This is a genomic window from Verrucomicrobiota bacterium (assembly GCA_037139415.1).
Classification (GTDB): Bacteria; Verrucomicrobiota; Verrucomicrobiia; order Limisphaerales; family Fontisphaeraceae; genus JBAXGN01.
In genome coordinates this window covers 59,659-84,695 of sequence record JBAXGN010000004.1, presented here as the reverse complement: position 1 = coordinate 84,695, position 25,037 = coordinate 59,659, and the positions used below count along the sequence as shown (strand labels likewise).

The 25,037-nt window shown below is 57.9% G+C and carries 14 protein-coding genes and 2 tRNA genes; 11 read left to right on the top strand and 5 right to left on the bottom strand.

What is annotated here, in order from left to right:
- Window positions 1-155: 155 nt before the first annotated feature.
- From WCO56_01535 to WCO56_01525, 3 genes are all read right to left on the bottom strand, one after another.
- Window positions 156-332, bottom strand: a complete 177-nt coding sequence (locus tag WCO56_01535; GenBank protein MEI7728218.1) for a hypothetical protein — start codon at window positions 330-332, stop codon at window positions 156-158.
- A 131-nt stretch (window positions 333-463) separates the two neighbouring features.
- Window positions 464-2,206 (bottom strand): hypothetical protein, encoded by a 1,743-nt coding sequence (locus WCO56_01530; protein MEI7728217.1) that lies wholly within the window; start codon window positions 2,204-2,206, stop codon window positions 464-466.
- A 109-nt stretch (window positions 2,207-2,315) separates the two neighbouring features.
- A tRNA-Pro gene (locus WCO56_01525) sits at window positions 2,316-2,392 on the bottom strand.
- Window positions 2,393-2,455: 63 nt separating this feature from the next.
- Here WCO56_01525 and WCO56_01520 point away from each other — a divergent pair.
- The 7 genes from WCO56_01520 to WCO56_01490 all read left to right on the top strand — a co-directional run bounded on the left by WCO56_01520 (window position 2,456) and on the right by WCO56_01490 (window position 10,770).
- Window positions 2,456-3,181: a DUF554 family protein gene (locus WCO56_01520; GenBank protein ID MEI7728216.1), complete on the top strand. Its 726-nt coding sequence runs from the start codon at window positions 2,456-2,458 to the stop codon at window positions 3,179-3,181.
- Between the two features lie 439 nt (window positions 3,182-3,620).
- Window positions 3,621-5,036, top strand: a complete 1,416-nt coding sequence (cysS, locus tag WCO56_01515; protein ID MEI7728215.1) for a cysteine--tRNA ligase — start codon at window positions 3,621-3,623, stop codon at window positions 5,034-5,036.
- 12 nt (window positions 5,037-5,048) lie between these two features.
- Window positions 5,049-5,864, top strand: a complete 816-nt coding sequence (locus tag WCO56_01510) for a DUF1573 domain-containing protein (GenBank protein MEI7728214.1) — start codon at window positions 5,049-5,051, stop codon at window positions 5,862-5,864.
- Entirely contained in the window at window positions 5,861-6,496 is a 636-nt protein-coding gene (gene tmk, locus WCO56_01505) for a dTMP kinase (GenBank protein MEI7728213.1), read from the top strand. The genes WCO56_01510 and tmk overlap by 4 nt, the downstream gene beginning before the upstream one ends.
- Before the next feature lie 59 nt (window positions 6,497-6,555).
- Complete coding sequence (locus tag WCO56_01500; GenBank protein ID MEI7728212.1) at window positions 6,556-7,683, top strand: DUF58 domain-containing protein; 1,128 nt, start codon at window positions 6,556-6,558, stop codon at window positions 7,681-7,683.
- Window positions 7,684-7,706: 23 nt separating this feature from the next.
- Window positions 7,707-9,623: a transglutaminaseTgpA domain-containing protein gene (locus WCO56_01495; protein ID MEI7728211.1), complete on the top strand. Its 1,917-nt coding sequence runs from the start codon at window positions 7,707-7,709 to the stop codon at window positions 9,621-9,623.
- 379 nt (window positions 9,624-10,002) lie between these two features.
- Window positions 10,003-10,770 carry a DUF481 domain-containing protein gene (locus tag WCO56_01490; GenBank protein MEI7728210.1) on the top strand — a complete coding sequence of 256 codons (768 nt, stop codon included), beginning with the start codon at window positions 10,003-10,005 and terminating at the stop codon, window positions 10,768-10,770.
- Window positions 10,771-10,983: 213 nt separating this feature from the next.
- Here the strand turns inward: WCO56_01490 and WCO56_01485 are convergent.
- A tRNA-Ala gene (locus WCO56_01485) sits at window positions 10,984-11,059 on the bottom strand.
- A 364-nt stretch (window positions 11,060-11,423) separates the two neighbouring features.
- On the opposite strand from WCO56_01485, the gene WCO56_01480 reads away from it, so the two are divergent.
- Window positions 11,424-16,916 carry a heparinase II/III family protein gene (locus tag WCO56_01480; GenBank protein MEI7728209.1) on the top strand — a complete coding sequence of 1,831 codons (5,493 nt, stop codon included), beginning with the start codon at window positions 11,424-11,426 and terminating at the stop codon, window positions 16,914-16,916.
- 7 nt (window positions 16,917-16,923) lie between these two features.
- Here the strand turns inward: WCO56_01480 and WCO56_01475 are convergent, their stop codons facing one another.
- Window positions 16,924-17,652 carry a hypothetical protein gene (locus WCO56_01475; GenBank protein MEI7728208.1) on the bottom strand — a complete coding sequence of 243 codons (729 nt, stop codon included), beginning with the start codon at window positions 17,650-17,652 and terminating at the stop codon, window positions 16,924-16,926.
- A gap of 554 nt (window positions 17,653-18,206) precedes the next feature.
- On the opposite strand from WCO56_01475, the gene WCO56_01470 reads away from it, so the two are divergent.
- The 3 genes from WCO56_01470 to WCO56_01460 are packed head-to-tail and all read left to right on the top strand — an operon-like array spanning window position 18,207 to window position 24,897.
- Window positions 18,207-20,855: an FAD-dependent oxidoreductase gene (locus WCO56_01470; protein MEI7728207.1), complete on the top strand. Its 2,649-nt coding sequence runs from the start codon at window positions 18,207-18,209 to the stop codon at window positions 20,853-20,855.
- 3 nt (window positions 20,856-20,858) lie between these two features.
- Entirely contained in the window at window positions 20,859-21,551 is a 693-nt protein-coding gene (locus WCO56_01465) for an ABC transporter ATP-binding protein (GenBank protein MEI7728206.1), read from the top strand.
- Between the two features lie 7 nt (window positions 21,552-21,558).
- Window positions 21,559-24,897 (top strand): ABC transporter permease, encoded by a 3,339-nt coding sequence (locus tag WCO56_01460; protein MEI7728205.1) that lies wholly within the window; start codon window positions 21,559-21,561, stop codon window positions 24,895-24,897.
- Window positions 24,898-25,037 lie beyond the last annotated feature (140 nt).

Below are 25,037 nucleotides of genomic sequence, written 5' to 3'. Positions count from 1 at the left end.
TATTCCCCGGTTGCGATGAGACACCTTCAACAGTTGACCAATTTGTTTGCATACCATTTTACCCTCCAGCCACCAACCAACAAATCATCTAACGCTGGGTGGGTTTACTTGGAAATGAATTTACCGATTGGTATAGAAATGGGAAGGATAAAGAATTATGTCGTTCCTGCCAAAGTTCCGTTGGCATAGAGCATTTTATGGCGATCTTCAAAACCAGATTGTTGCGAGTTGCCGGCCGTGTGCTTGATGCTGCAAAGCCACTGCTCTGCGATCTCTTTAAACAGCGGATAAATCTGTTTTGGCGGTTCGGGCTTTGCAGTAAGCTGTTCCATAATCTTGTGCAATGCTTTATTCTTGTCGGTTGTCCCCAAACTTCGCCACAGCTATTCGGCAAGGTGGGTAGCGGTTAAGTTTCAAATTGAGTAGCGGCAAGGAGGTAGGGCATTTTGCGCATTGGATGCATTCACTTGTCGCCTTGCGGTAATGTCGTGGGTTTTTGTGATGTTGTGAACGCAACCTTTTCTTCAACCACATTGATGCAATTGTGAAGCCTGATCAGATCTGCTTTTGTACGATTGTCCGCAATCGAAACTTGTGCATTGCGCAAGATAATTCCATCCTGATTATAAGCATTGAGCACGACTCCCCGATTATCCCCCACAGTGAATTGGCAATGATCAGCTACTAGTGCCTGGCGCCCCGGTGTCCCAGTAGCCAAGGAGGGAAGGTGCAGGGCGATTGCGGCTACGCTCGGGTGGACAAACCTGCACTGGTTCACGCGCATTCCCTGCGGCGGCGGGCCTTCGATGTTGCTGTTAAACGGGGAATGCACCCCATAAGCAACATCTGTAAACACACATTCGGAAATCACCGTGGGTGGATGTGTTACCAATGCTGTCTTGAGCTGGGTGCGAAACTCACAGCGCGTTACCACGGCGTCTGTGGTCGGTCTCAGAAAAGCCAGATCTCCGACCGCGAGCCCCGGAATCGTCGTCTCCAGCGTGATCCAGGCCTCACGATAGCGGATGCGTTCGACGGCCAAAATCTTGGCATAACCAAGGTGTCGTTTGGCTGCTCCGCCCAGGAATAAAAGAGATTGCCCGGGGCGAATGACGAGGTCATCGGTGGCGATGTCCCCATGAGCGAGCCGTACGCGCGTCCCCAGCACTTCCTTCACTAGCTCGGACGAAATCTTGATGTTGATGGAGTCGTCCATTAACGCCTCGAAGATCGAATTTTGAACCAAGGGCATCACGGTCAGGCTCTTGAAGTGCGCTCCATCGCTATTGCTGGCGATGAGGCGGTCAGTGTTGGGCTTGCGGACCACCTGGCAGCCATCAAGCACCACGCCTTCAGAACCCGTTGCGACGAAGGTCATCCCCGGCGAAGCATGGGAGATGATCCGCTCGAGTCTCACATTTTGTGAAAAGGTGATATATATGTTTGGCGACGTCGAACTCAAATAACGCCCGTGCTGATCCCGTTGCGAAGGTGCCTCGGAAAAATGTTGTTTTATGGCAATGAAGTCCCCTGTTTTGACCTTGGCAAAGCGATTTTGCATATCCTTATTGTGGAAACGCGCTTCAAAGTAATGCTCGCCGAGCGCTTTAATGCTGGCGATACGTCCCCAGTCGTGAGTGAAGGCACGAGTGGCGCCATCCAGGAACACGGCATCTGAACTCTTGAAGTCACGGTAAATGTCGGTGCCGCCCACCGACGGATCGTCGTAGCCCAGCTCTACCCGGAATCGCAAGAATCCTTCGGTCAGCGCCACCTCAGTTAGCCGTGCCTGGGTGAAGGGAAGTGGGCTGTAATCCAGGACGAGATCGCGAATGACCACATTGCTTGAGTCGAAAATACAGAGCAGCCGGTTTGAGGGATGCGCCACCAGCGTGGCGCGATTGCCCGCGAGGGTGAGTCCACATGCGCTCCCGATCCGAAGTACGGCGAGGTCGGCAGTGTTGGACCCCAGCCGATAAATTTTGCCTGCATCCAGTACCACCTCGGCCCCGATGCCAGCGGCAATAGCAGCGTCAAGGGCCTTTTGAATCGCTGGCCCATCATCGTTTCTGCCGTCGCCTTTCGCCCCGAAGGCCGCGACCTTAAACACGTCATGCTGTTTTTCACCCGGCGGCGGCGGTTCCTGGGCGCATGTGCCACTTGCAGCCACAAGCGTGAGCAGGAGCAGGGCATAGAAATGTTTCATGTTCATTTTCCAACCGGATCCCAAGGCGACTACGCCGTTAGTAAATGATTACCGCAACGCGACAAGTGAAAGCATCCAATGTGCCAAAAAGCAAACTCCTATCAGTTAATGGTCGGGGCGGTGAGATTCGAACTCACGACCTCTTGTACCCGAAACAAGCGCGCTACCAGGCTACGCTACGCCCCGTACCACAAAGGACCTTTAGAATTGCATCAAACCCGGATTGAATGCAATCTGAATTTTCAAAAAATGATTGGCACGGTCATTAACGCGGTTGCCATTGTTGGCGGAGCGGCTCTGGGCGGCTCCCGGCGTGGCCTGATTTCGGCGTCCCGGCAACAGCAGATCAAATCGCTGTTGGCGGTGCTGACCGTGGGGGCTGGTTTTATGTTAATTTGGCGGGGATTATGGGGTGGCTTCGGCATGGTGCTTAAAGAATTGGGGATTGGCTTGCTGGCGATGGTCTTGGGACCGTTGATCGGGCGATGGTTGCACTTGCAGCAACTTTCCAATCGAGCTGGTGAGTATGCTCGCCAACGCATGGCGGCGGCCAAACCGGATGCGCCCGGAGCTTTCAGCGACGGTCTGGTAACCGCCAGCCTGTTGTTTTGCACTGCGCCGCTCTCGTTGCTGGGTGCGCTGGAGGATGGTCTGCATGGGTTCTGGATGCTGCTAGTGATCAAGGCGGTCATGGATGGTATGGCCGCCATGACTTTTACACGAATATTCGGCTGGGGCGTGCGGCTCTCCTTTTTACCCGTTGTGGCTTGGCAGGGGTTCTGGACGTTGGGTGGAGCCGCTATTGCGCAAGCGTGGCAGGCGGGGTATCCGGCAGTGTTGCATTCGATCCATTTGGCTGCCGGGTTCATCTGTCTGAGTGTTGCCATCGTGATTTTCGAGGTGCGCAAGGTTGAGTTGACGGATTATCTGCCCAGTTTGGTGGTCGCACCGCTGTTGACGTGGTGGTGGCTGTGAGTTAAACCGGATCTAACGAATCTGCAATAGTCATTGAGTTACTTATTGCGCGGCGTCCTGCTTCCGGGACAGGGCTGCATCCAGCGCGTTGGTGCGTTACGAATACTACGAGGTGGGCAGGGTCTGTGGTTCCGTACCCCCTCACCACGAACCCTCGCTTCCAGGTTCATGGGTTCAAAGAGCGAAAGTCGTTGATTCGGGGAATTCTCCCCATGAACCCCCACTTTCACGAAGAACGAAATTCTTCTCTAAAATTTCCCACGCCACCATATTTGAGACTCGTTTGCTCGTCACCTACGTTTGCCGTTGGGCTTCCCCGTGCCCCCCCGCTTCCAGCTTGAACCAAACCGAGCTTGATGCAGCCCTGTTTCCGTGAGTGTTGGCCAATTTCGCGCTTTTCTTTCGCGCCAAGCTGATTACTCTCACTGTGTTTTGACGCATGGGATTGCATATTTTTAATACGTTGACGCGGTCGGTGCAGGCGTTTACGCCGCTGGACCCGAATGGACGCACGGTCGGCATGTATTGCTGCGGGCCGACGGTCTATGATCTTGCCCACATTGGCAACTTCCGAACCTTTGTCTTCACGGACATGGTCCGGCGGTATCTGGAATTCCGGGGTTACCAGGTCCAGCACGTGATGAACATTACGGACGTCGAGGACAAGATCATCAAGCGCGTGCGCGAGACGGGTCAGGCTCTGCGCGAATACACGGGGCGGTATGAGGCGGAGTTTTTCAAGGACCTGGGGGAGTTGCGCTGCCTGCGCCCGCACCAGATCCCGCACGCCACCGAGCACATTGCGGAGATGGTTGACCTGATCGGCAAGTTGATCGCGCGCGGCGTCGCCTACCAAGCCCAGGATGGTTCCGTCTATTTCAGCATCGAGAAATATTGCGGCTGCGGCTGCCGTTACGGACAGTTGGTAAATCTTAATTTTGAGCAGATGCGCCCTGGGGAACGGGTCAGCAGCGATGAATACGCCAAAGATTCCGTAGCGGATTTTGCCCTGTGGAAGGCGCGCGTGCCGGAGGATGGCGCGGTGTTCTGGCCCAGCCCGTGGGGGGAAGGGCGCCCCGGCTGGCACATCGAGTGCAGCGCCATGAGCATGAAGTGGCTGGGCACGAGCTTTGACCTGCATTTGGGAGGCGAAGACCTGGCGTTCCCGCATCATGAGGATGAAATCGCCCAGAGCGAAGGCGCGGGCGTGCAGGCGCCCGGCCAGCGGTTCGTCAAATATTGGATGCACGGGGCTCACTTGCTGGTGGAAGGCAAGAAGATGAGCAAATCCCTGGGCAACTTCTTCACCTTGCGCGATTTGATCGCCAAGGGTTTCACCGGCCGCGAAGTCCGCTACCTGCTGTTGACCGCGCATTATCGCGAGCTGTTCAATTTCACGCTGGATGGTTTGACGGGGGCCAAGTCCGCGCTGAAACGGTTGGATGAATGCGTGGCCAAGCTGCGAGAACTGGCCGGGACGGTCACCGCCGAGGCGGATGCCGCGCTGCCCGCGCAATTCGCGGCCGCCATGGATGAAGATTTGAACATTTCCGCGGCCTGGGCGGTCGTATTTGAGTGGGTGAGCGACATCAACAGGAAACTGGCGGCCAACGCCGTGACTCCGGCCCAAGCCGCCGCCGCCTTGGGAGCCTGGCAGAAAGTGGACCAGGTGCTGGGGGTTGGGCAGGCCGTTGCCAGCGAGGCCCCGGTGGAAATGCTGGCACTGCTCGAACAACGTCAGGCTGCGCGCAAGGCCAAGGATTTCAAGCGATCCGATGCGCTGCGCGAGGAAATGAAAGCCAAGGGTTGGGTGATTGAGGATACACCCAAAGGCCCGCGGCTCAAACCGGTTTAAAACGCGGTAAACATGAAAATTGAAATCTCAAAACGGGATGTGCTATACTTCAAGCCTATGCAACGGTTAAGTTTTATACTGGCAATCATGGCAATCGTGGGACTCGCCGGCGTGGCGCACGCGCAAACGCCTACCAACGCGCTGGCATGGGACCAGATTCACAAGGAGGTCCGCCCGGAGGCAGGTGCCACGAACGCGCTCTGCACGTTTTACGCCACCAATATCACCAGCTCGGAAGTCCTGATCACCGGCACCCGCACTTCCTGCGGTTGTACTGTCGCGCAACTGCCCACCACTCCGTACCGACTGGGACCCGGCAGTAACGTGGCCATTACGGTGACTATGGATATTCGCGGTAAATTCGGCATCATCACCAAGACGATCACCGTGGATACCAGCGTTGGACAAATCGTCCTGATTTTGTCGGCCAAAATTGCCGACCCTAACTCGCCTGTGGCCCGCATGACTCCCGAGCTGCGCGCGCGCAACCAGCAAATGTCGCAACAGGATCGGCAGGCGGTTTTCAAAGGTGATTGCGCCGTGTGCCATGTCACCCCCACTATAGGTAAGCTGGGTGGTGAACTGTTTAATAACGCTTGCGGGGTATGCCACACTGCCGAACATCGCGCCTCCATGGTGCCTGATTTGCGCGTGCCCAAACGCCCCGCCGAGCGCGAGTACTGGGCCGATTGGATCATGCACGGCAAAACCGGCTCGTTGATGCCGGGCTTCAGCCAGGTGCATGGCGGGCCGTTGAGCGATGAACAGATTTTTTCGCTGGTCGAGTACATGGTGGGGCCGTTCCAATCCAGTACCGCGCCAAAATGAGCCGCGGCCTGTTCATCACTTTTGAGGGCACCGAAGGCGGCGGTAAGAGTACGCAAATCCAATTGCTTGCGGAGCGCCTGCGCAGCGCGGGACGAACGGTGCGGACCTTGCGCGAACCGGGTGGTACGCCCATCAGTGAGGAAATTCGGCATACCCTCAAACACAGCCTGAATAACGCCGCGATGACGCCTGAGGCGGAGTTGCTGCTGATGAACGCGGCCCGCGCCCAACTGGTGCGCGAGGTAATTCGCCCGGCCCTGCTCGCGGGTGAACTGGTTTTGTGCGACCGCTTCTACGACTCGACGACCGCCTACCAAGGTTATGGACGACAACTCGACCTGACCTCCGTGCGGGAGATCATTGATTTTGCGGTGGGCGACACCCGGCCCGATCTCACGTTGTTTCTGCATGTGCCGATGGCGGTCAGCGAGGCGCGCCGGCTCAGTCGGCCAGTCGAACATGGGCGGGATCGGTTCGAGGAAGCGGACCGCGCCTTTTTCAGCCGCGTGGAGCAGGGATTTCTGGCGATCGCGGCGGCGGAGCCGCACCGGGTGAAAGTCGTGGACGCCATGCCGGCCATCGCAGTGGTGCATGAGGAAATCTGGCGGCAGGTGAGCGAACGGCTGAAGTAGCCGTTCAGCATCCGGATTCCGGTTTTGATTCGGATTTCGAGTTTCGGAATTGTGATCGCATGTTTCGCCTGACCAACACGGGCAAGTTACTGTTGCTGATTCTGGCGCTGCTGTACGCGGCGTCCATTACTTCGCAATCCGGTCTCTTGCTGCTGCTTATCGGCATTGTGGGAACCTGCCTGCTGCTCAACACGGTGGCGGCGTGGAAGAGTGTCGCCCGCATAGAAATTCTTCCCCCACAGTTGACCGATTTAAGCGAGGGAGAAAAATTGGCGCAACCCTGGCGCATCAGCAATCAAAGTCGCTCGACCGCCGGATTGCTGGAGGCGATTTCCACGGCGGGCACCTTGTTTCGCGTGGCGCGTCTGCAGCCTGGTGAAACCGTCAATGTGGTTCCCGCCCTGGTGTTTCAACGGCGTGGTGTTTTCCGGCATGAAAATCTGGGGGTGACCAGTTCCCATCCATTTGGTCTGATCAAAATCAAACGGGGCATTTCCGTGCCGGGCGAGGTGGTGGTGTATCCGGCGCTCTACCCGGTGACCGCCCCGGCTGCGGCTGGTTACGATGCCATGGTCGGCGGTAAACACCAGGGCCGCCGACGCACTGCCTCGGGCGCGCAGTTTGCCGGGGTTCGCCCCATGCAACCCGGCGACCCGCTCAAACAAATCCATTGGAAAAGCAGTGCCAAAGGGTGCGGTTTGATGGTTAAAACCTTTGATGAGGAACTTTCCGGACGGGTGGCCATCGTGTTGGATGGCGGCCATTCGGGCGATGGCAAGGTCATGGATGATTGCGTGCGGGCCGCCGGCTCGCTGATGTTTGCCGCGTTGGATGAAGGGCAACACGTCGAGTGGGTGGATTTGGCCCGGATGGAGCCGGTGCTGGTGCCGCCCTTTGATGACGGACACGACCTGCTCGACGCGTTGGCGCGCTTGGAAATGAAACCGGGAGGCGCCACGGAAGCCAGGCTGTTGGAGGCAGTGGAAGGCGTTTCGAGAAAAAGCGCCTTATGCCTGCTGGCTACCGCAAGCCATGTGGCGTTATGGCAGGTGGCGGAGGAGCTGGCGCGACGCGGTCGCCGGGTATCCGTGTACCTGCCGGCGGGAGTACTGCCACCGGCAACCAGCCAATCGGTCACCGTGTTTGCCTACACGCATAACGAAATCATGCCGGGTATCACCTCGTGAGAAGCGCCCGGCATCAACTAATTTTGTTGGGCCTGCTCTGCCAGGGGCTGACGTGGGACGATTATTTTCTACCGTTGCTCTACGCCGGGCTTTGGACGGCAGGTTTGTTATTGCCCCGCCGTCCAATCCGACTGGGGCAGGTCCTTGAAGCCATGGCGCTTATCATGGGTGTGGGGCTGGGCTATGGGCTTGGATTTCAGACGGGGCACAGCACTCACTTTGCCATTGGCCACGGTCTGGCCACGATGCAACTCACGCGTTTGTTGCGTCCGCTGGAAAGGCGCGAAAAACTGTATTCGCTGTTGATCGCGCTGTTTCATCTGGCCACCGCCTGCACCTTCCTGTTTGACTATCGCCTTTTGGCCATCATGGCCGGGGCGGTGTGGTTGATCCCGCGCGCGCTGGCGGAAATGGAGGCGGGATCGTTCCAAGTAGCAGGAACACCGTGTCCCGAAGGGAGATCGGATGTCCATCCGGCGCTGGGTTATCGAATCTATGCCTGGGTGGCCGCTGGCATGATCGTGTGTTTCCTGACGTTTCCGCGCGGGCTTTTCACCGGCGGCATCCGCCTGCCGGTTTCGCGGTCCGCTGACCAAAATACCCTGTTGGATAACGTGCTGGATCCATCCCGCAGCGGCGGTCAAAATTCCCGGCGCATTCTGTTCCAGATTCAAGGGGAACAACTCGGTTACCTGCGTTGTTACGCGCTGACCGAGTTCGACGGCACACTCTGGACGCCCGACAATGGTTCGGCTTGGCGCAACATCGAATTGGATGACGAGGACATTCGGGACGTTCGGCGGTACCCCACACGCCAAGTGCGGGTGAAGAAGCCCGAATTCCTCGGACGTATGTTGCCGGTGGATGGCCGTCTCGTGGCGGTGCGCGGAACTTTTTTTCGGCGCGCGTATCTGACGACCCATGGCCTCTTGGAAGCCCAGGTGGTTTGGACCAGCCCCAACAATAGTTACACCTACTGGATCGGCACCAACCTGCCGCCGGAAAGTTTGCGCGACAGCCAAGCCGTCCGGTTCACCACCCTGCCACCGCAATCCGACCGGCTCAAAAAATGGCTAAACAATGTGGTGCAAGACATCCCTGATCCGTATGATCAGGCCCGGTTTCTGGAGCGTCATCTACAGCGAACCCTCACCTATCAATTGGGTGCGCCGGAACTGAACCGCCTGGCACCCACCGATGACTTTATTTTCAACCAACGCACGGGGCATTGCGAACGTTTCGCCTCGACGCTCGCGGTGCTGCTGCGCATGCAGGGTATTCCCAGCCGCGTGATCATTGGTTATCTGCCCAGTTCCCGCAACCGGCTTTCCGGCTGGTTTGATATTCGCCTTCGCGACGCTCACTCCTGGACTGAGGCATGGTTTCCTGATCGGGGCTGGGTCACCTTGGATGCCACTCCCGCCGCCTCACTGCCGCCGCCTTCCGTCTGGAGTGACTGGATTGAGGAACTGGATTTTGCCTGGTACACCCACGTAGTCAACTTTGACGCGCCCATGCAAAGCGCCTTGCTAATGTCTGCCCTACAAGGCGCGGGATACGCGGCCATTTGGAGCCGCCAACATTGGCCGGTGTGGCTGGCTTTGTTGCTGCTGCCGCTGGGCTGGCTGACCTGGCAAGGGATGCGTCAACGTTGGGGATGTAACCGCCAGCCACCCTCGGCACAACGTGAATCCCAACGGATGGCGGAGCATTATTATGGGCGCCTGTTACATCATCTGGCGCAGCGTGGCTTTCCCCGTTTGCCGCCGCAGACACCTTTGGAATTCCTGGCTGATTTGCGCGATAAAAAGCTGCCTAATTGGCACTTGGCGGAGCAAATCACCACCAGTTTTTGCGCTACCAAATATGGCCGCCACGTGATCACTTCCACCGAACAAGCCACCCTCGAAGCCGCGCTAAAACAGCTTCAGGACTCCTGATTTTATTCCAAATCGCTATCAAGATGAGACTAATTCGTTGGTCTTTTGAGCGGCTGGCTTCGTTGCTCGCTCGTTACAGACCGCTGCGGGTATGCGCCTCGCTCGCGTCTCGCCAGCCGCTCAAAATCCTGCGCGCCTTAGTCTCATCTTGAAAGCTCATTGGAATTAGCATGGTAATTGGCGGCGGTCATTTTTTGTGACGTGTCGTTCCCTGATTTTTTTGCACAAGTTACTCATTATAACTTGTCCTTTAAAGTAGCTAAGGTATAGTCTCGTCGTTGAGCTTTTAATGACCGTATTCAGTCGGACCACCATGTTTCGATGGCATGGCGTCATCGGGGGGGATGCGACTGAAGACGGCGGTAACAAGTAACGCGAGATGCAGCTAAAACAAAGCAACAAATGGGCTGGCGTAGTGGCCAGCGTAGTGGTCCTTGGCTTTAGTCATACATCTGTTTCAGGAGCCGAACCGACTGCCGTAGAGAAGAAAAATCCTTGGGATCTAACCTTGTCCGCAGGTTTGACGATTACCAAAGGCAATAGCGATACGGTCTTGGGTGTCCTGCAAGGTTTGGCGGTGCGTAAATGGGAGAAAATGGATTTAAGCCTTGGTGGTGATTTTACCTATGGGGAAACCAAACAAAATGGGGTATCCACCAAGAACAATGAGTTATATCGCGGTTATGGCCAGCTTAACCGTCAGGTAAGCGATAAACTGTTTATGTACATGCGCGTGGAAGGCATGCATGACGGAGTGGCGGATGTGCGGTACCGCGTGGCGTTCAACCCCGGTCTCGGTTATTATTTCGTCAAGAATGACAAAGGATTCCTGCGCGCGGAAGTCGGCCCTGGCTATGTCATTGAAAAACTTGGAAGTGTTTCCAACCGGTACGCCACCTTGCGCGCCAGCGAACGCGGTGAATACAAAATCACCAAAACTGCCAAGGTGTGGGAGTACCTCGAAGTGCTGCCCCAGGTGGATCGCTGGAGTAACGTCGCATACAATTTTGAAATTGGCATCGAATCCTCAATCAGTAAAAGCTTCAGCCTGCGCACCTATTTGCAAGATAGCTATCGCACGGAACCCGCAGCCGGACGCAAAAAGAACGACGCCAAGCTCGTTGCTGGCATCAGCTATAAATTCTAAGCCGGCGAGTTACCTTTGAAACTTAAGCAAGGCGGTGCTTTCGGGCACCGCCTTTTTACATCGCTGGAGAGCGCTCAAAACTCCGACCACTCACTTCCTGTTATCGCTGAGGGTTTGAACATTCAGCCGCATCGGTCTGCAACCCCGTGCCGTTATGTCGCGACACAATCCGTGCGCAATATAGGTGGTCCAACGAGATTCACTGGCGGAGGATGGTGGAGCCGACAGGAATCGAACCTGCGACCTTCTCATTGCGAACGAGACGCTCTACCAACTGAGCTACGACCCCATCCAATACGAACGACTTTTAGCAACACATTACCCGGCACACGCCCGCCGCCAGCAACTTGCTTGCCGCTATAAAACCAACGGCGCTATTATGCGGGCAAAGCGATTACTGGCAAGCGAAAAGCTACGCAATTTTAAAGGGGGGAATCTCCGCAAGTTAACCGCCCCTACCGCTGGGCCGTAAACACACTTGGAATCCTGGACGCCAGCGCGCGTTATTTCAAGGGCTGGGGCGAGCTCCGGATGGCATGTTATCAGATTGAATTCAGGCGTGACTCAGGAGCGGAATGAGGTATCTTGACGTAAGTCGCGTGCGTTTGCGTTATCACACACAATTGCGGATAATCAGGTTTTGTCTCGGCGCCATGGTGGCGTTGGGAGTGTGTATTGTGGCACACGCCGGGCCAACCCTCTCCGATTCCAATCTATTTGCCGCCATCAACCTCAACTACCCGGGGTTGGATCTCGTGCGGACCAATGTGGCGCAAACCAATTATGTGGCGGCCAAGACCAACCTGGCCGCGTATTTGCGCGCCCGGACGAACGTTAATTGGTACTTTGACCCGCACGCGGTCACGAACACCATCAATTGCAACCAGGCCGCTGCGGACCAGACCACCAACGGTTACGTAAACAGCATTGGCATCGGCTACACCTTTTCCAACGCCTTCATCAACTGGTCTTTCAACGTCACCACGAATCCCAGTTTTGGTTACGCCACCAACAACGAGTGGCAATGGCAGATGAACCGCATGGGGTTCTGGCCTAATCTCGGCGACACCTGGTGGAAAACGGGCAATGACGTATACACCATGTTCTGGGTGGCCCAACTCCGGAATTGGCTGACCAACTGTCCGGTGCCCACCAGCCAGAAAAACGGTGCCGGTTCCTGCTGGCGCACCATCGAGTCCGGCATTCGCATGGGCGGTAGTTGGCCGAACACCTACCACCGGTTTCTCCTCGCGCCTTCGTTCACGGATCAGGACGTGTGCGACTATCTTAAGTCGTGCATTGAGCACTCCCGCTACCTCTCAAACTTTTGCACCTCGGGAAACTGGCTGACCATGGAGATGTCCGGCCTCTACACCGTGGGCGCGCTGTTTCCCGAGGTGAAGGATGCCACGAGTTGGCGGGTGTTTGCCGGACAGAAGCTGTATGTCGAAGAGACGAACCAGTTTTATCCGGACGGGGTGCAAAAGGAAATGTCCCCGGGCTATCATGGCGTGGCGTTGGGTAACATTCTCACTATCTATAACGTTGCAGCGCTGGAAAATCTGGTCCCGGAATTACCCACCAACTATCTCGTCAATCTCGAGAATGGTTACAACCATTACCTGCGCTTGATGGCTCCCGACCGTATGCTGCCGGCGTTCAACGACTCGATCAGCGCCCCCGATGCCAAAGGCCCGATCACTACCGCCTATTCGCTCTTCACAAACCGCATGGACTTCCTGTGGGTCGCCAGCGATGGCGCGTCCGGCACTTCGCCAGCCTTTGTCTCTTATAATTATCCCTGGGCTGGTTATAATGTGATGCGGTCCGGGTGGAACCGGACGGATAACTATCTCTGCCTGGACAACGGTCCGATGGGTGCGGCGCATCAGCACCAAGACAAACTTAATGTGGTGCTCTGGGCCTTCGGTCGCAAGATTCTCTTTGATTCGGGCGGCGGGAATTACGAAACCAGCATCTGGCGCAGTTACGGCGTTTCTTCTTATTCGCATAACACCGTGGTCGTGGATGGCCGGGATCAGGCGGGGGGCAATGGTTCGGTGTCGTATAGCAATCCGGATTACGTTTCCCAGACGCCGGTCAACTCGCGATGGGAAACGGACTTAAATCATGACTTCGCTGCCGGCATTTACAATCTCGGTTACAGCAACTATACCTATCGGCCCGCCTCACACACGCGCCGGGTGCTATTCGTCAAACCAGACATTTACTTGGTGGCGGACACCTTGGCACCGACCAACACCGCCAGCCACACTTACGAGGCGCGCTGGCACCTCCTGCCGACCAACACCGTGACCACGGCGAACACCAAAGCCGTAACCACCACCGATAGCGGCGTACCCAACCTTGCAGTCGTTCCTTGTTTGCTGTCCAATCTCACTGTGGCCGCAGTGGTGGGCCGCTCCAACACCACGTATAACCTGCTGCTTGGCTGGACGCTCATCGGCAGCCAACCCGAGCATTTGCCTGCCACCACCATCACCCATACGCTCACCGCCACCGGCACAAATCATTTCCTCACGTTGCTCATGCCGCTGGCCACCGGTGCGACGAATTCCGTCACCAACGTGGTTGCGCTGGGGGCGACTTCCTCCCGCCTCGAATTATCCGATGGCCGCAAGTTATTGGTCTCGGCAGACCCTAATCCCGCGCGGGGCATCAGGTTGGTTGAGTTGCTGATGGATGGCACGACCAACCGCATTGCGGGTGGTGGGTACAGTCCACCGGTCATTTCGGCGATTGCGGATCAAAACACCACGCCCAACCTCGCTGTCGGTCCGATTGCATTCACGGTCGGCGGGACCAACCTCTCGGCTTCCAACTTGGTGCTCATTGCCCATTCGCAAAATACCATGGTCATCGCGGATTCCGGTATCGTTTTCGGCGGGGCAGGTTCCAATCGCACGGTGACCATTACACCCAATCCGGGCCGGGCCGGCATTGCGGGTATCGAGTTGACGGCGCTGGACACGAATGGCGCAACGACCACCATCGCCTTCAACGTTAACATCCAAGCGCCGACCACGACCACCTGGTATTGGGATGCCACCACGAACGCCGGCTTGCAGTCTGCCAGCGGTAACTGGAGTCAGACGGATGCAATGTGGTCTGCCACCAACACTGGTTCCAATCCGCTGCTCCCATGGCCGGTTGACGGGAATGACGCGTACTTCCTTGGTTCCGGCGGCACCTACACCGTAAACGTGAGCAACACCCAAAATGTCGGCCACCTTTTCTTCACCAATGGAACTTACACTTTGTCGGGCGGCACCTTGAATCACTTTGTCGGCAGCATGAACCTCACTGCCCACGGCAACGCCACGCTCAACACGCCGCTCGTCTCCGACACCGACCTCATCAAACTGGGTGCCGCCACCCTGACGCTTGGGGCACCCGCCATTTTCAGCGGCAACACGTTCGTGAATCTCGGTACGCTTCAACTGGCGGCGAATGACCTCTTACCCGCAGCCAGCGGACTTACGCTGGGCAATGGTGGCAACGCGGGCAAACTCGACCTGAGTGCCGCCAGCCAGAGTTTCAGCAGTCTCACGATCACCAGCACCAACAGCACGGGCACCAATCTCATCACCTTGGGGGGCAACCAAAAACTGATCATCAACGGCGGTGTCACCGTTGCAATTGACAGCGGCACTAACAGTTACAGTAATTTAAGGATATTCGGCGCGGGTGCGTTCATCGTTACCAACCCTGCCGCGAACGTGCTGGTCGGTCTTGGCCAAGCCAGCCAGAACTACGCCAACAGTGCCTCGCTCGACCTCACCAAGTTGGGCAGTGTGACGCTCGGCAACAGCAGTACCCCAATTAATGAATTACGCATCGCCTATGGCCAGACCACTTCCGGCACCTTGTGGCTCTCGGACACCAATAACCTCATTAACGCCACCACCATGCAGGTCGGCAACTCCACTGGTTCCAACCCTGGCTCGGGCAACCTGATCCTGGGTGCCGGGGCCAACCTTCTAACGGTGGACACGCTTAACATCGGTCTGTCCAAGGCGAGCGGCACGCTTAAATTTGCGTCGCAAACCTCCGGTAGTCCCGGCACCGTGACCATCTCCGGACGCACCGGGGCGGCCGCCAATATATGGATCGGTTATAAGAATGGCACCGGGACGGCGGGGGCTCCCGTCAGCACCCTTGATCTGCGCGGCCATCCGGCTACGGTTACCGCCGGAACCTTGTGTATGGGGATTGATAATGGGAATGGCTCCGGAGGGGACACGGGGAATCTGTACTTCGATAATGGCACTTTTACCGTCACCAACATCAATATGGCGGCTAAAAGCGTTGGCAACACGGGGCCAGCTTCGGCTACGCTGAGTGTCGGCGGCGGTATTTTCACCGTGTGTTCCGGCGGCAGTTTCACGCTGGCTTCCCAGTCTGGCGGCAGTACCGCCAGCGGCAACCTGATCATCACTGGTGGTGTTTTCAACTGCCAGACAGATATTCTCGACGGCGGTGGTACCAACACCTCCACCGTCACTCTGAATGGCGGCACGCTGGACCTGTTTGGGCATAACCTTGGCTCAACCACAAATATCAATGTCCTTAACTTCCAATCCGGTACGCTCCAAAACGTCGGCGAAATTAATGGCGGCAGCAACGCCCTTGTAAAAACCAGCAGCGGCACCTTGACGCTGGCTGGCGTCAATGGCTTTTCTGGCGGCACCGTGGTGAATGCTGGCACTCTGATGCTCGCCGGCAGCCTGGCCAGCAGTTTGTCGGTCACAGGCGGAGTGTTAAGTGGTAGTGGCACAATTGACGGTCCATTAACCATCGCTGCACCGGCGACGTTCAGCGCTCACATTAATGGCGCGACTGCCGGCAGCCAATACGATCAACTGATTACCACTGGCAACAATGGCACCGTAACGCTATCCGGATCATTGCAATTGGTCATGGGTGTCAGCCTGCCTGATGGAATCAAGCTCACACTGATCAAGAATGGCAGTTCGACGCCAGTCAGTGGCACGTTCAAAGGCTTGCCACAAATGGCCACCATCACCACCAACGGCATGTCTTGGAGCATCAACTACGCTGGCGGTGACGGCAACGATGTGGAACTCACCTTGATCAGCGGTGGCAGCAATGAACCGCCAACCGTCTCGCTGCTGTCTCCCACCAATGGGGCCACAGTTACTTCGCCCGTTACCCTGATGGCCGACGCTTCCGCCCCCAATAACACCTTGGCGCGCGTTGAATTCTATGGCGACAATCAAAAGCTCGGCGAACTGGTGAATTCCCCATATAACTTTGCCTGGACAAACATCCCCAGCGGATACCACGTCGTATTCGCCCGCGCCGTGAACACGTTGGGGCTAAGCGCGCAAACCCCGCCGGTTTTACTGTTGGTAAACTGGCCGGTGCTCTCGGTGGTGACCAACGGTTCCGATTGGAAATATCACGACCAAGGACAGAATCTCGGCACCAACTGGCAGCGCCCGGATTTTAATGATCAGACCTGGCCAAGCGGTCCGGCACCACTGGGATATGGTGATGCCAACGGACTTTATCCGCGCACCACCAACACATGGGGACCTGACAGTAATAATAAATATATTACCACGTATTACCGGCGCGCTTTTGTGGTGACCAATGTGCCGGCCTGGTCGAACGCCACCCTCAGCATTCAACGCGATGATGGCGCAGTGGTGTACTTGAATGCGGTTGAGGTTTTCCGCAGCAACATGCCGACCGGACAGGTATCGTATTTAACCCTGGCTTCCAGCGCAGTCAGCGGCGCCAATGAAACCAACTGGTATGGCACCAACTTGGACGCGACGTTGCTCAACGAAGGTACTAATCTATTTGCGGTGGAAATTCATCAAAATGCAGGCAATAGTTCTGATATCTGGTTTGATCTCCGCCTGACCGCGCAGCCCACGAATACCACGCCGCGCCTGCAAATGGCAGGCAGCCGAAATACGCTGCAATTGCGCTGGCCAATTTGGGCGGCGGGTCTCACCCCGTGGTATGCCACCAATCTGATGCCGCCCATTTTTTGGAACCCCGCCACCAATTCGGTTTCTGTGACCAACGGCTGGCAAGTTTTATCCCCACCAGCAACCGTCGGGAAAATCTATTACCGGCTCCAAAGCCAGTAAGGACTCCCTACCTTTTCTTGGGGGAGAAACCGGGCGGGAGTTTGTTGACGGGTTCGGAAGCTTCCACCGGAGCCGGAGCCGCCTCCTCAACCGGAACTACCGGTGCCGGAGTGGGCTCGGCAATTCCCAAGCGTTCACGCGCTTTCTTGGCCGCCGCCGTCTGGCCATAGTCCTCGGCTATACGGTATAGGAGGGTGTTGGCCTTTTCCGCTTGGTTCAGCTTGTTATAAAGATTGCACAAATGAATCGCAGACCAACCCCAACGTTCAGGCGGTAATTTGAGTTTGAGGACTTCTTCGTATTCAAGGACGGCGGCCAGCGGATTGGCCAGGTTGTTCTCGTAGATTTCTGCGATGCGTAACAGCACATGCACTTCGCGTGGATTTTTTTTGTAATAGTCGCGCAACATGCGGATGGCTTCCAGATGTTCACCCGACTTCCATACTTCCTCCGCCTCTTCATATTCTGGATTACGAATGCCATCACCCTCATCCGCAAAGACAAAATCCACAGCGCGTTCTCCAAAGAAGTTTGCAACATCCTTGGCGACCATCAAACCGAGTGCGATCAAACACCCAAGGGCGGAAGCCAGGTAAGTCCCCATGGGCGCCTGCTCAGTTAAAGCAGGCGCACCCCCCTGCGCGTGGATTTGATAGGCGTACCGAAAGCTTAGCCCAAAAAACACAGCGCAGGCGATCAATACCACATACACAACAACTTTGATGCTTGTGCTCATCTTGCTATCGGCGATGAAAACAGATTACTGTGTTAAAATAAAGCCTTTTTTCTTTGGTGGACATCTTTGGCTGGGGATGCAAATCCCGACCGTGAATTGCACGATCTGGTGACAATTATTGACAAATAACTACCTTATGGCTGATATTAACAAATCACATGTATCTGTGTATAAACATGTTGCGATTCAGTTTTCCCGGTGAATAACTCGCGAACAACTTTCTCTTTCCGCTCGTAACATTTGTGTTATTTTAGGAGCGTCAGAACAGAGAACTCGGGTTCAAGTAGCGAATGTTCAGGCCTTTGGTTCGCGGCGTCAGAACTTGAATGCGCCTTGTGCGCGATATATTGATTGATCCGGTCTTCCGGAGCGCCAGCCTGATTTGAGTCCTGTTCTGACATTTTTGTATCTTCCACTCTGGAATTCAGCTTGTCAGCTCCACTCCAAGCCGATAACGTCTGCGGACAAGCGCGTTCCGAAAAATGACCGGCACGAGTGCGCTGAATAGCGCAAAAGACGAGCGAATGCCAATGTTGAATTAGTGGAAATATTTTATGAGCGAACAAGAAACTTTTCATTATCACACGCTGGATGAAATCCGGCAGCGAGTAGCCGAGTTGAAGCTGGATTTGGAATTTTCCGAAGACCTGACTCCGCTGCTTAAGCCAGTGACCATCGGCGGATTCAAGCTTCCCAACCGGTTCGTGGTGTTGCCCATGGAAGGTTGCGACGGCAATGCGGATGGTTCGCCGGATGAATTGACGATTCGCCGTTATCACCGTTTCGCCTCCGGCGGTGCGGGTCTGCTCTGGGTGGAGGCCACCGCCATTGTGCAAGAATGCCGCGCGAATCCCCGCCAAATCTGGTTGCACGCGGGCACCGTGGATGCCTTTGCGAGGATGGTGGATTTGTGCCACAAATCCGCGCGCGAACGCTTCGGCCCCGCGCATCGTCCCCTGCTGCTGCTGCAATTGACGCACTCGGGCCGCTATTCCAAGCCGGGCCGCGCCCCCGCGCCCATCATTGCGCACCACAGCAAATACTTGGACGCGACGCATCAGTTGCCACCGGATTATCCGCTGATCACGGATGATGAACTGGAGCGCCTGGAGGACGTCTATGTGTCCGCCGCAAAGCTGGCCAAGCAGGCGGGCTTTGACGGCGTGGACATCAAGGCGTGCCATCGGTATTTGATTTCCGAACTGCTGGCCTCCTATACCCGGGAAAACAGCAAGTACGGCGGCGAAGATTTCGCGAACCGCAGCCGCTTCCTGCGCAACGTGGTGAAGAAGGTGAAGGCGGCGGTGCCCGGTCTGCTGGTGTCCACACGCATGAACGCGCACGACAGCATGGCCTACCCGTATGGTTTCGGTATGGACCGCAAGGACGCCACGAAGGCCGACCTGACGGAAGCCAAAGAGCTGGTGGGCTTCTTCAAGGAGCAAGGCGCGCCGCTGATCAACATCACGATCGGGAATCCGTATTTCAATCCCTACGTGAACCGGCCCTTTGACCTGCCCATCCTGGGGGCACCCATGCCGCCGGAATCCCCGCTGCGCGGCGTGAACCGATTCATGAACATCGTGAAGGAGCTGCAGCAGGCGCATCCGGAGATGGCGGTCATCGGCGGCGGCTATTCCTGGCTGCGTCAATTCTTTCCCCACCTTGGGGCGGCCAATGTCAACAAGGGCCATGTGTCGCTCGTCGGTCTGGGCCGCATGTCGTTTGCGTACCCGGATTTTGCCGCCGACCTGATGGAGAAAGGGCAAATGGATCCGGAAAAGGTCTGCGTGGCCTGTTCCGCCTGCACCCAAATCATGCGTGACGGTGGCCGCACCGGGTGCGTGCCGCGTGATGCCGCCATCTATGAACCGATTTATAAAACCGGGCGGGCGGAGGCCATGGACACCATCCTCCAGATGGCCAGCACCTGCCGCCAATGCAACGATCCATCCTGCATGGGCGGCTGCCCGGCGCGGGTTAATATTCCCAAGTTCATTCTTGAAATCACCCAGAAACGGTTCCGCGAGGCGTATGAGACCTTGCGCGAAGCCAATGTGTTGGCGGCGGTGTGCGGCTACGTGTGCCCCTCCGAGGCGTTATGCGAAGGCCGGTGCATCAACGAGCATTACTCGCACACGGTGCCGATCCGGCACCTGCAACGCTGGGTGGGCCGCAAAGCGGTTGAAGAAGGCTGGGTTGCTGAACGGCATACGACGGCCAAGCCCAGCGGCAAGCGGGTAGCAATCATTGGCGCCGGGCCCGCCGGTGTGGCAGCGGCAGCGCGCCTGGCCTCCTATGGTCATGCCGTGACGATCTTTGAGAAAGCGTCTTCCAAAGGTGGCGCGGTGGATAGCGTGATCCCGAAAGAACGGCTGCCGGAAAGCATTTTGCAACGGGAGGTTCACGATGTGTTGTCTTCGTATGACGGCCTGATCCAGGTGTGTCAAATCAACCTGCATGCCGGGCACACCCTGGACCAACTTCAGGCCGAGGGTTTTGACGCCGTGTTGTTGGCCACGGGTTTGAGCGCTTCCGCCACTGGCATTCGCGGGCAACGTCCTCGCTTGGGAGTGGAAGGCGCGATGGAATTTCTGGCGCGCATCAAGCGCGGCGGCAAGGTCACGGGTACCATCCTCGTATTGGGCGGCGGCAATACCGCGATTGACGCCGCCGTTTCCGCCCGCAAAGCCGGCGCGGAGGATGTCTCTATGATTTATCGGCGCTCCTTTGCCGAAATGCCTGCCTGGCCCAATGAACGCGACGAGGCCATCAACGCCGGCGTACACATGGTGACCTTGACGGCACCGGTTGAGTACCTGCTCAACGCGGAAGGCCGTCTTACCGGCATCAAAGTGATCCGCACCAAATTGGGCGTCGTGGATGCGAAAGGACGCCGCAGTCCGGAACCCATTCCTGGATCGGAACACGTGCTGCCGGCAGATTTAATCATCGAGGCCTTCGGCCAAAGGCTGGGCGAGGGAGTGCGGGAGGCTTTGCCGGGCATTCGCTTTACGGATCAGGGGTTGATCTGGACTAAAGCCGACCGGCTGGAAACCTCACGGTCGGGCGTCTTTGCCGCCGGCGATGTGGTCAACGGCGGCACCACGGTGGTGCAGGCGGTAGCGGAAGGCACGCGTGCCGCCAATGACATTGATGAGTTCCTGACCGCCGAACCGGTGGCCATTGTGAAGGCGAAATAGCCTATGCCTGCACCCGCATCCATGCTGAAATTGGCCGGGGTCAAGAAACAGTTCGCGGTGGCGGAGGGCGCGCCGGTGCTGCCGGTGCTGAACGGCGTTGATCTGGAGGTGCGCCAGGGGGAATCGCTGGCGATCATCGGCCCGTCCGGGTCCGGTAAAAGCACGCTGTTGAACCTGATGGGCACGCTGGATCGCCCGGATGCCGGTGAAGTCTGGCTGGCCGGGCAAAACCTGGCGGCGTTGAACGACCTGGACCTGGCGGCGCTCCGCAGCGAAAAGATCGGTTTCATTTTTCAATCACATCATCTGCTGCCGCATTGCAGTGTCTGGGAGAATGTCCTGGTGCCTACGCTGGCGCTGCGGGTGAAGCCGGATGCCAAGACAATCCAGTCGCGGGCGGAGAAAATATTGCAGCGGGTGGGCTTATCCGAACGGCTGCAGCACCGGCCCGGCCAACTTTCCGGCGGCGAACGCCAGCGGGTGGCGGTCGCCCGGGCTTTGATCAATCAGCCGGGGCTGATCCTGGCCGATGAACCGACCGGCGCACTGGACCGGGCCAATGCCACGTCACTGGTCAAACTGTTGGCGGACCTGAATCGGGAGGATGGCGTGACGCTGATCATGGTCACGCATGCCCCGGCCCTTGCCCGCATGATGGGCCGGGTGTTGGAATTGAAGGACGGCAAGTTACAGTGAACCGGCCATGACGCATTGGCTCCTCATCTGGCGCAGTTTGGTCTATCACGCGCGCTCCCATCTGGGGGTGGTGCTGGGATCAATCGTCGCCGCTGCCGCGCTGACTGGCGCGTTGATCGTCGGGGACTCGGTGCGGGAAAGTCTGGTCCGGATGGGATTGCTGCGGCTGGGGCGCGTGGAGTTCGCGCTGCAAAGTGGCGATCGGTTTTTCCGTGAGGGATTGGATCGCGCCCTGAAGACCGACTTATTCATGGACACCGCTGCGGTGCTCCAACTCCCCGGTACCGCCAGCACGCCCGATGGTCCGGTGCGGGCCAACCACGTGCAGGTGCTGGGGGTGGATCCGGCCTTCTGGAAGCTCGCACTGCAAACACCTGGCGTCACGGGTATCCCGGCGGATTCCATCGTGTTGAGCCAGACGCTGGCGGATCAACTCCAGGTCAAGTCGCCGGGGAAAACCGTGGTCGTGCGGGTGAAGAAGCCATCCCACCTCTCACGGGAAGCCACGCTTGCCACGAAGGGCGACGCCGAAGTGGCGCTGCGGGCCAAGGTCATTCGAATTGTGCGGGATGAGGAGTTTGGACGGTTCAGCCTGCGCGCCAATCAAATCCCGCCGGCGAATGCGTTTGTAAATCTAGCCCAATTGCAAACGCTAACGCAGATGACCAATCGTGCCAACCTCATGCTGGTTGGCGCCAGGGAAAAGCCCCCCGGGACACTGACCAGCGCCGCCCCAATCCTGAACGGCGCCTTGGCCGTACATTGGGGGCTGGCCGATGCGGAGGCCGAATTGCGCCCGGTGCCCAATCAAAATTCGGTGGAGCTGATTTCCTCCCGCATTTTCCTGGATGCACCACTGGCGCAAGCCGCGCTGGCCACCACTCCCGACGCGCAACCGGTGCTGACCTACCTGGTCAACCTGATCCAGGCGGGGGAGAAATCCACGCCGTACTCCATGGTCTCGGCGCTGGCGCTGGACCCGATGCTGCGCGATGATGAAATCCTGATCAACACTTGGCTGGCCGGGGATCTAGGCGTGCAATCCGGCGCGACCATCGCCCTCAGTTACTTTCTGGCGGATAGCGGGTCGCGGCTGATCGAGGTCACCAACCAGTTCCGCGTCAAAGCCGTGGTTCCCATGCAACTGCCCTTCGCCGACCGCTCGCTGATGCCGGAGTTTCCCGGCATCGCCAAGGCCGAGAGCGCGCATGATTGGGATGCGGGATTCACCCTGGTGCATAAAATCCGTCCCGAGGACGATCTCTACTGGAAAAACTGGCGCGGCACGCCCAAGGCATTTGTCACCCTGGCGGCCGGTCAGCGTATGTGGGCCAACCGCTATGGCACCACCACGGCGATTCGTTTCCCGATCCCCGCCGGCAAGTCTGCCAAAAATTATACCACCGAGCTGGAAGGCCGTATATTGAAACAACTGAGGCCCGAATCCCTCGGGCTGCGCTTTGAACCGGTGCGGGAGCAGGCCCTGAACGCGGCGCAGAACTCGCAGGATTTTGCCGGGCTGTTCATCGGGTTCAGCTTCTTCCTGATCACCGCCGCGCTGATCCTGGTTGCCCTGCTGTTCCGCTTTTCCATCGAGCAGCGGGCCGCCGAGGCGGGCACGCTGTTGGCCTTGGGCTTTAAACCCAAGACGGTGGTGCGCCTGTTTTTGCTGGAAGGGCTGATGCTGTCCTTCATCGGGAGTGCGGTGGGAAGTCTGGCTGGCATTGCGTACGCCAAACTCATGCTGCACGGGCTGACGACGATCTGGAGCGCGGCGATCAGCGCCGCGTCATTGCAGTACCATGCGAAACCGGCCACGCTGCTCATCGGGCTGCTGGCCAGCACGGGCATGGCGACCTTCTCCATCTGGCTGGTGCTGCGCAAACTCAAGCGGCAGCCCGCCCGTGAGTTGTTGGCGGGAGCGTTGCCCGCGCCGATGGCCCGCGCCCGGAAGCGGGATGGCTGGATTGCCGGCCTGTCGTTTCTTGGCGCCCTGGCCATGGTGGGATACAGCCTGGCCGCGCGCAACCTGAACCCCGGTCTGTTCTTTGGCGCTGGCAGCCTGCTGTTGATCTCCGGGCTGGCGGGGATCTCCCGGCTCATGGCGGGCCGCGAGCAGGCCACGGATGACGTTCCATCCGCTGGCGCACGGTTCTCGCTGGTCAGTCTGGGATTGAGCGGCGTAACCCGGCGGCACGGGCGCAGTCTGGCGGTCATCAGCCTGCTGGCCTGCGGCAGTTTTCTGGTGGCGGCGATTGGCGCATTCCGGCTGGATGCCACCCGCGACGCCACCCGGCGCGACTCCGGCACGGGCGGCTTTGCCCTGCTGGGCGAAAGTTCGCTGCCCATTTTGAAAGATCTGAATACGCGCGAAGGCCGGGAGTTTTATAATCTGCCGGAAAGCGACCTGCAGCGCGTCGCCTTTGTGCCGTTCCGGGTGCGGGATGGCGATGAAGCCAGTTGCCTGAACCTGAACCGCGCGCAGCGGCCGCGCATTCTGGGCGTCAATTCCGCGCTGCTCGCCCAGCGCCGGGCGTTTTCGTTCGCCGGGACCATGGTTCCCAAGGCCGGCTGGGAATCGCTGCGGCGCGCCTTTTATACCAACCAGACCGTGGCCCTTGCGCCGGATGAAATCCCGGCGATTGGCGACGCGACTTCGATCCAATATGCGTTGGGCAAAAAAATCGGCGACACCCTGGAAATTCAGGATGAGCGCGGGAAGCCGGTCAAACTGCGCCTGGTCGCTGGCGTGGCAGCCTCCATTCTGCAAGGCAATCTCCTGATCGAGGAGGCGGAGTTTTTACGCCTGTTCCCGAGCGAAGCCGGATATCGCCTGTTGCTAGTGGACGCGCCGCCGGAGCAGGGGGCTTCCGTCGCCGCGCTCCTATCGCGGGCCTTCCAGGATGTGGGCGCGGAATGGGTGCCCCCCCCCAAGCGGCTGGCGCAGTTCAATGCCGTGCAAAACACGTACCTGGGCACGTTCCAGTTGCTGGGCGGTTTGGGGCTTTTGCTGGGCAGCGCCGGGTTGGGCGTGGTGGTCTTGCGCAACGTGCTGGAGCGGCGTAACGAACTGGCGCTGCTGCTGGCCGTGGGCTTCACCCGCAAAAAAATCCTGCGCCTGGTTTTGCTGGAGCATCTGCCGCTGTTGGCTGCCGGCCTGGGCGTGGGCGTATTGGCGGCGGCCATCGCCGTGCTCCCTGCGCTGCTGGCGACGGATTCCCAACTGCCATACGCCACGCTGCTTCCCACCCTGGCCGGCATCGCCTTGAGCGGCCTGGTCTGGACGTGGCTATCCGCCACTCTCTCTCTGCGCGGAAACCTGCTGAACGCCCTGCGCAACGAATAATCCATCCCCAAAATTTATGAAAGCACCCACGTTTCTTCCCATGAACTCTGGAGCCGCCGACGCAAGGAGGCTCCATATTTTTCTGGAGATGGTCACAGCCTCCTTACGTCGGCTCCTACGATTGGAGATCACGCGCGTGT

What these genes read in the sequence shown, in the direction of transcription:
- WCO56_01535 (MEI7728218.1), bottom strand. Translation starts at nt 332, where the DNA reads ATGGAACAGCTTACTGCAAAGCCCGAACCGCCAAAACAGATTTATCCG.
- WCO56_01530 (MEI7728217.1), bottom strand. Translation starts at nt 2,206, where the DNA reads ATGAAACATTTCTATGCCCTGCTCCTGCTCACGCTTGTGGCTGCAAGT.
- WCO56_01520 (MEI7728216.1), top strand. Translation starts at nt 2,456, where the DNA reads ATGATTGGCACGGTCATTAACGCGGTTGCCATTGTTGGCGGAGCGGCT.
- cysS (MEI7728215.1), top strand. Translation starts at nt 3,621, where the DNA reads ATGGGATTGCATATTTTTAATACGTTGACGCGGTCGGTGCAGGCGTTT.
- WCO56_01510 (MEI7728214.1), top strand. Translation starts at nt 5,049, where the DNA reads ATGAAAATTGAAATCTCAAAACGGGATGTGCTATACTTCAAGCCTATG.
- tmk (MEI7728213.1), top strand. Translation starts at nt 5,861, where the DNA reads ATGAGCCGCGGCCTGTTCATCACTTTTGAGGGCACCGAAGGCGGCGGT.
- WCO56_01500 (MEI7728212.1), top strand. Translation starts at nt 6,556, where the DNA reads ATGTTTCGCCTGACCAACACGGGCAAGTTACTGTTGCTGATTCTGGCG.
- WCO56_01490 (MEI7728210.1), top strand. Translation starts at nt 10,003, where the DNA reads ATGCAGCTAAAACAAAGCAACAAATGGGCTGGCGTAGTGGCCAGCGTA.
- WCO56_01480 (MEI7728209.1), top strand. Translation starts at nt 11,424, where the DNA reads ATGGTGGCGTTGGGAGTGTGTATTGTGGCACACGCCGGGCCAACCCTC.
- WCO56_01475 (MEI7728208.1), bottom strand. Translation starts at nt 17,652, where the DNA reads ATGAGCACAAGCATCAAAGTTGTTGTGTATGTGGTATTGATCGCCTGC.
- WCO56_01470 (MEI7728207.1), top strand. Translation starts at nt 18,207, where the DNA reads ATGAGCGAACAAGAAACTTTTCATTATCACACGCTGGATGAAATCCGG.
- WCO56_01465 (MEI7728206.1), top strand. Translation starts at nt 20,859, where the DNA reads ATGCCTGCACCCGCATCCATGCTGAAATTGGCCGGGGTCAAGAAACAG.
- WCO56_01460 (MEI7728205.1), top strand. Translation starts at nt 21,559, where the DNA reads ATGACGCATTGGCTCCTCATCTGGCGCAGTTTGGTCTATCACGCGCGC.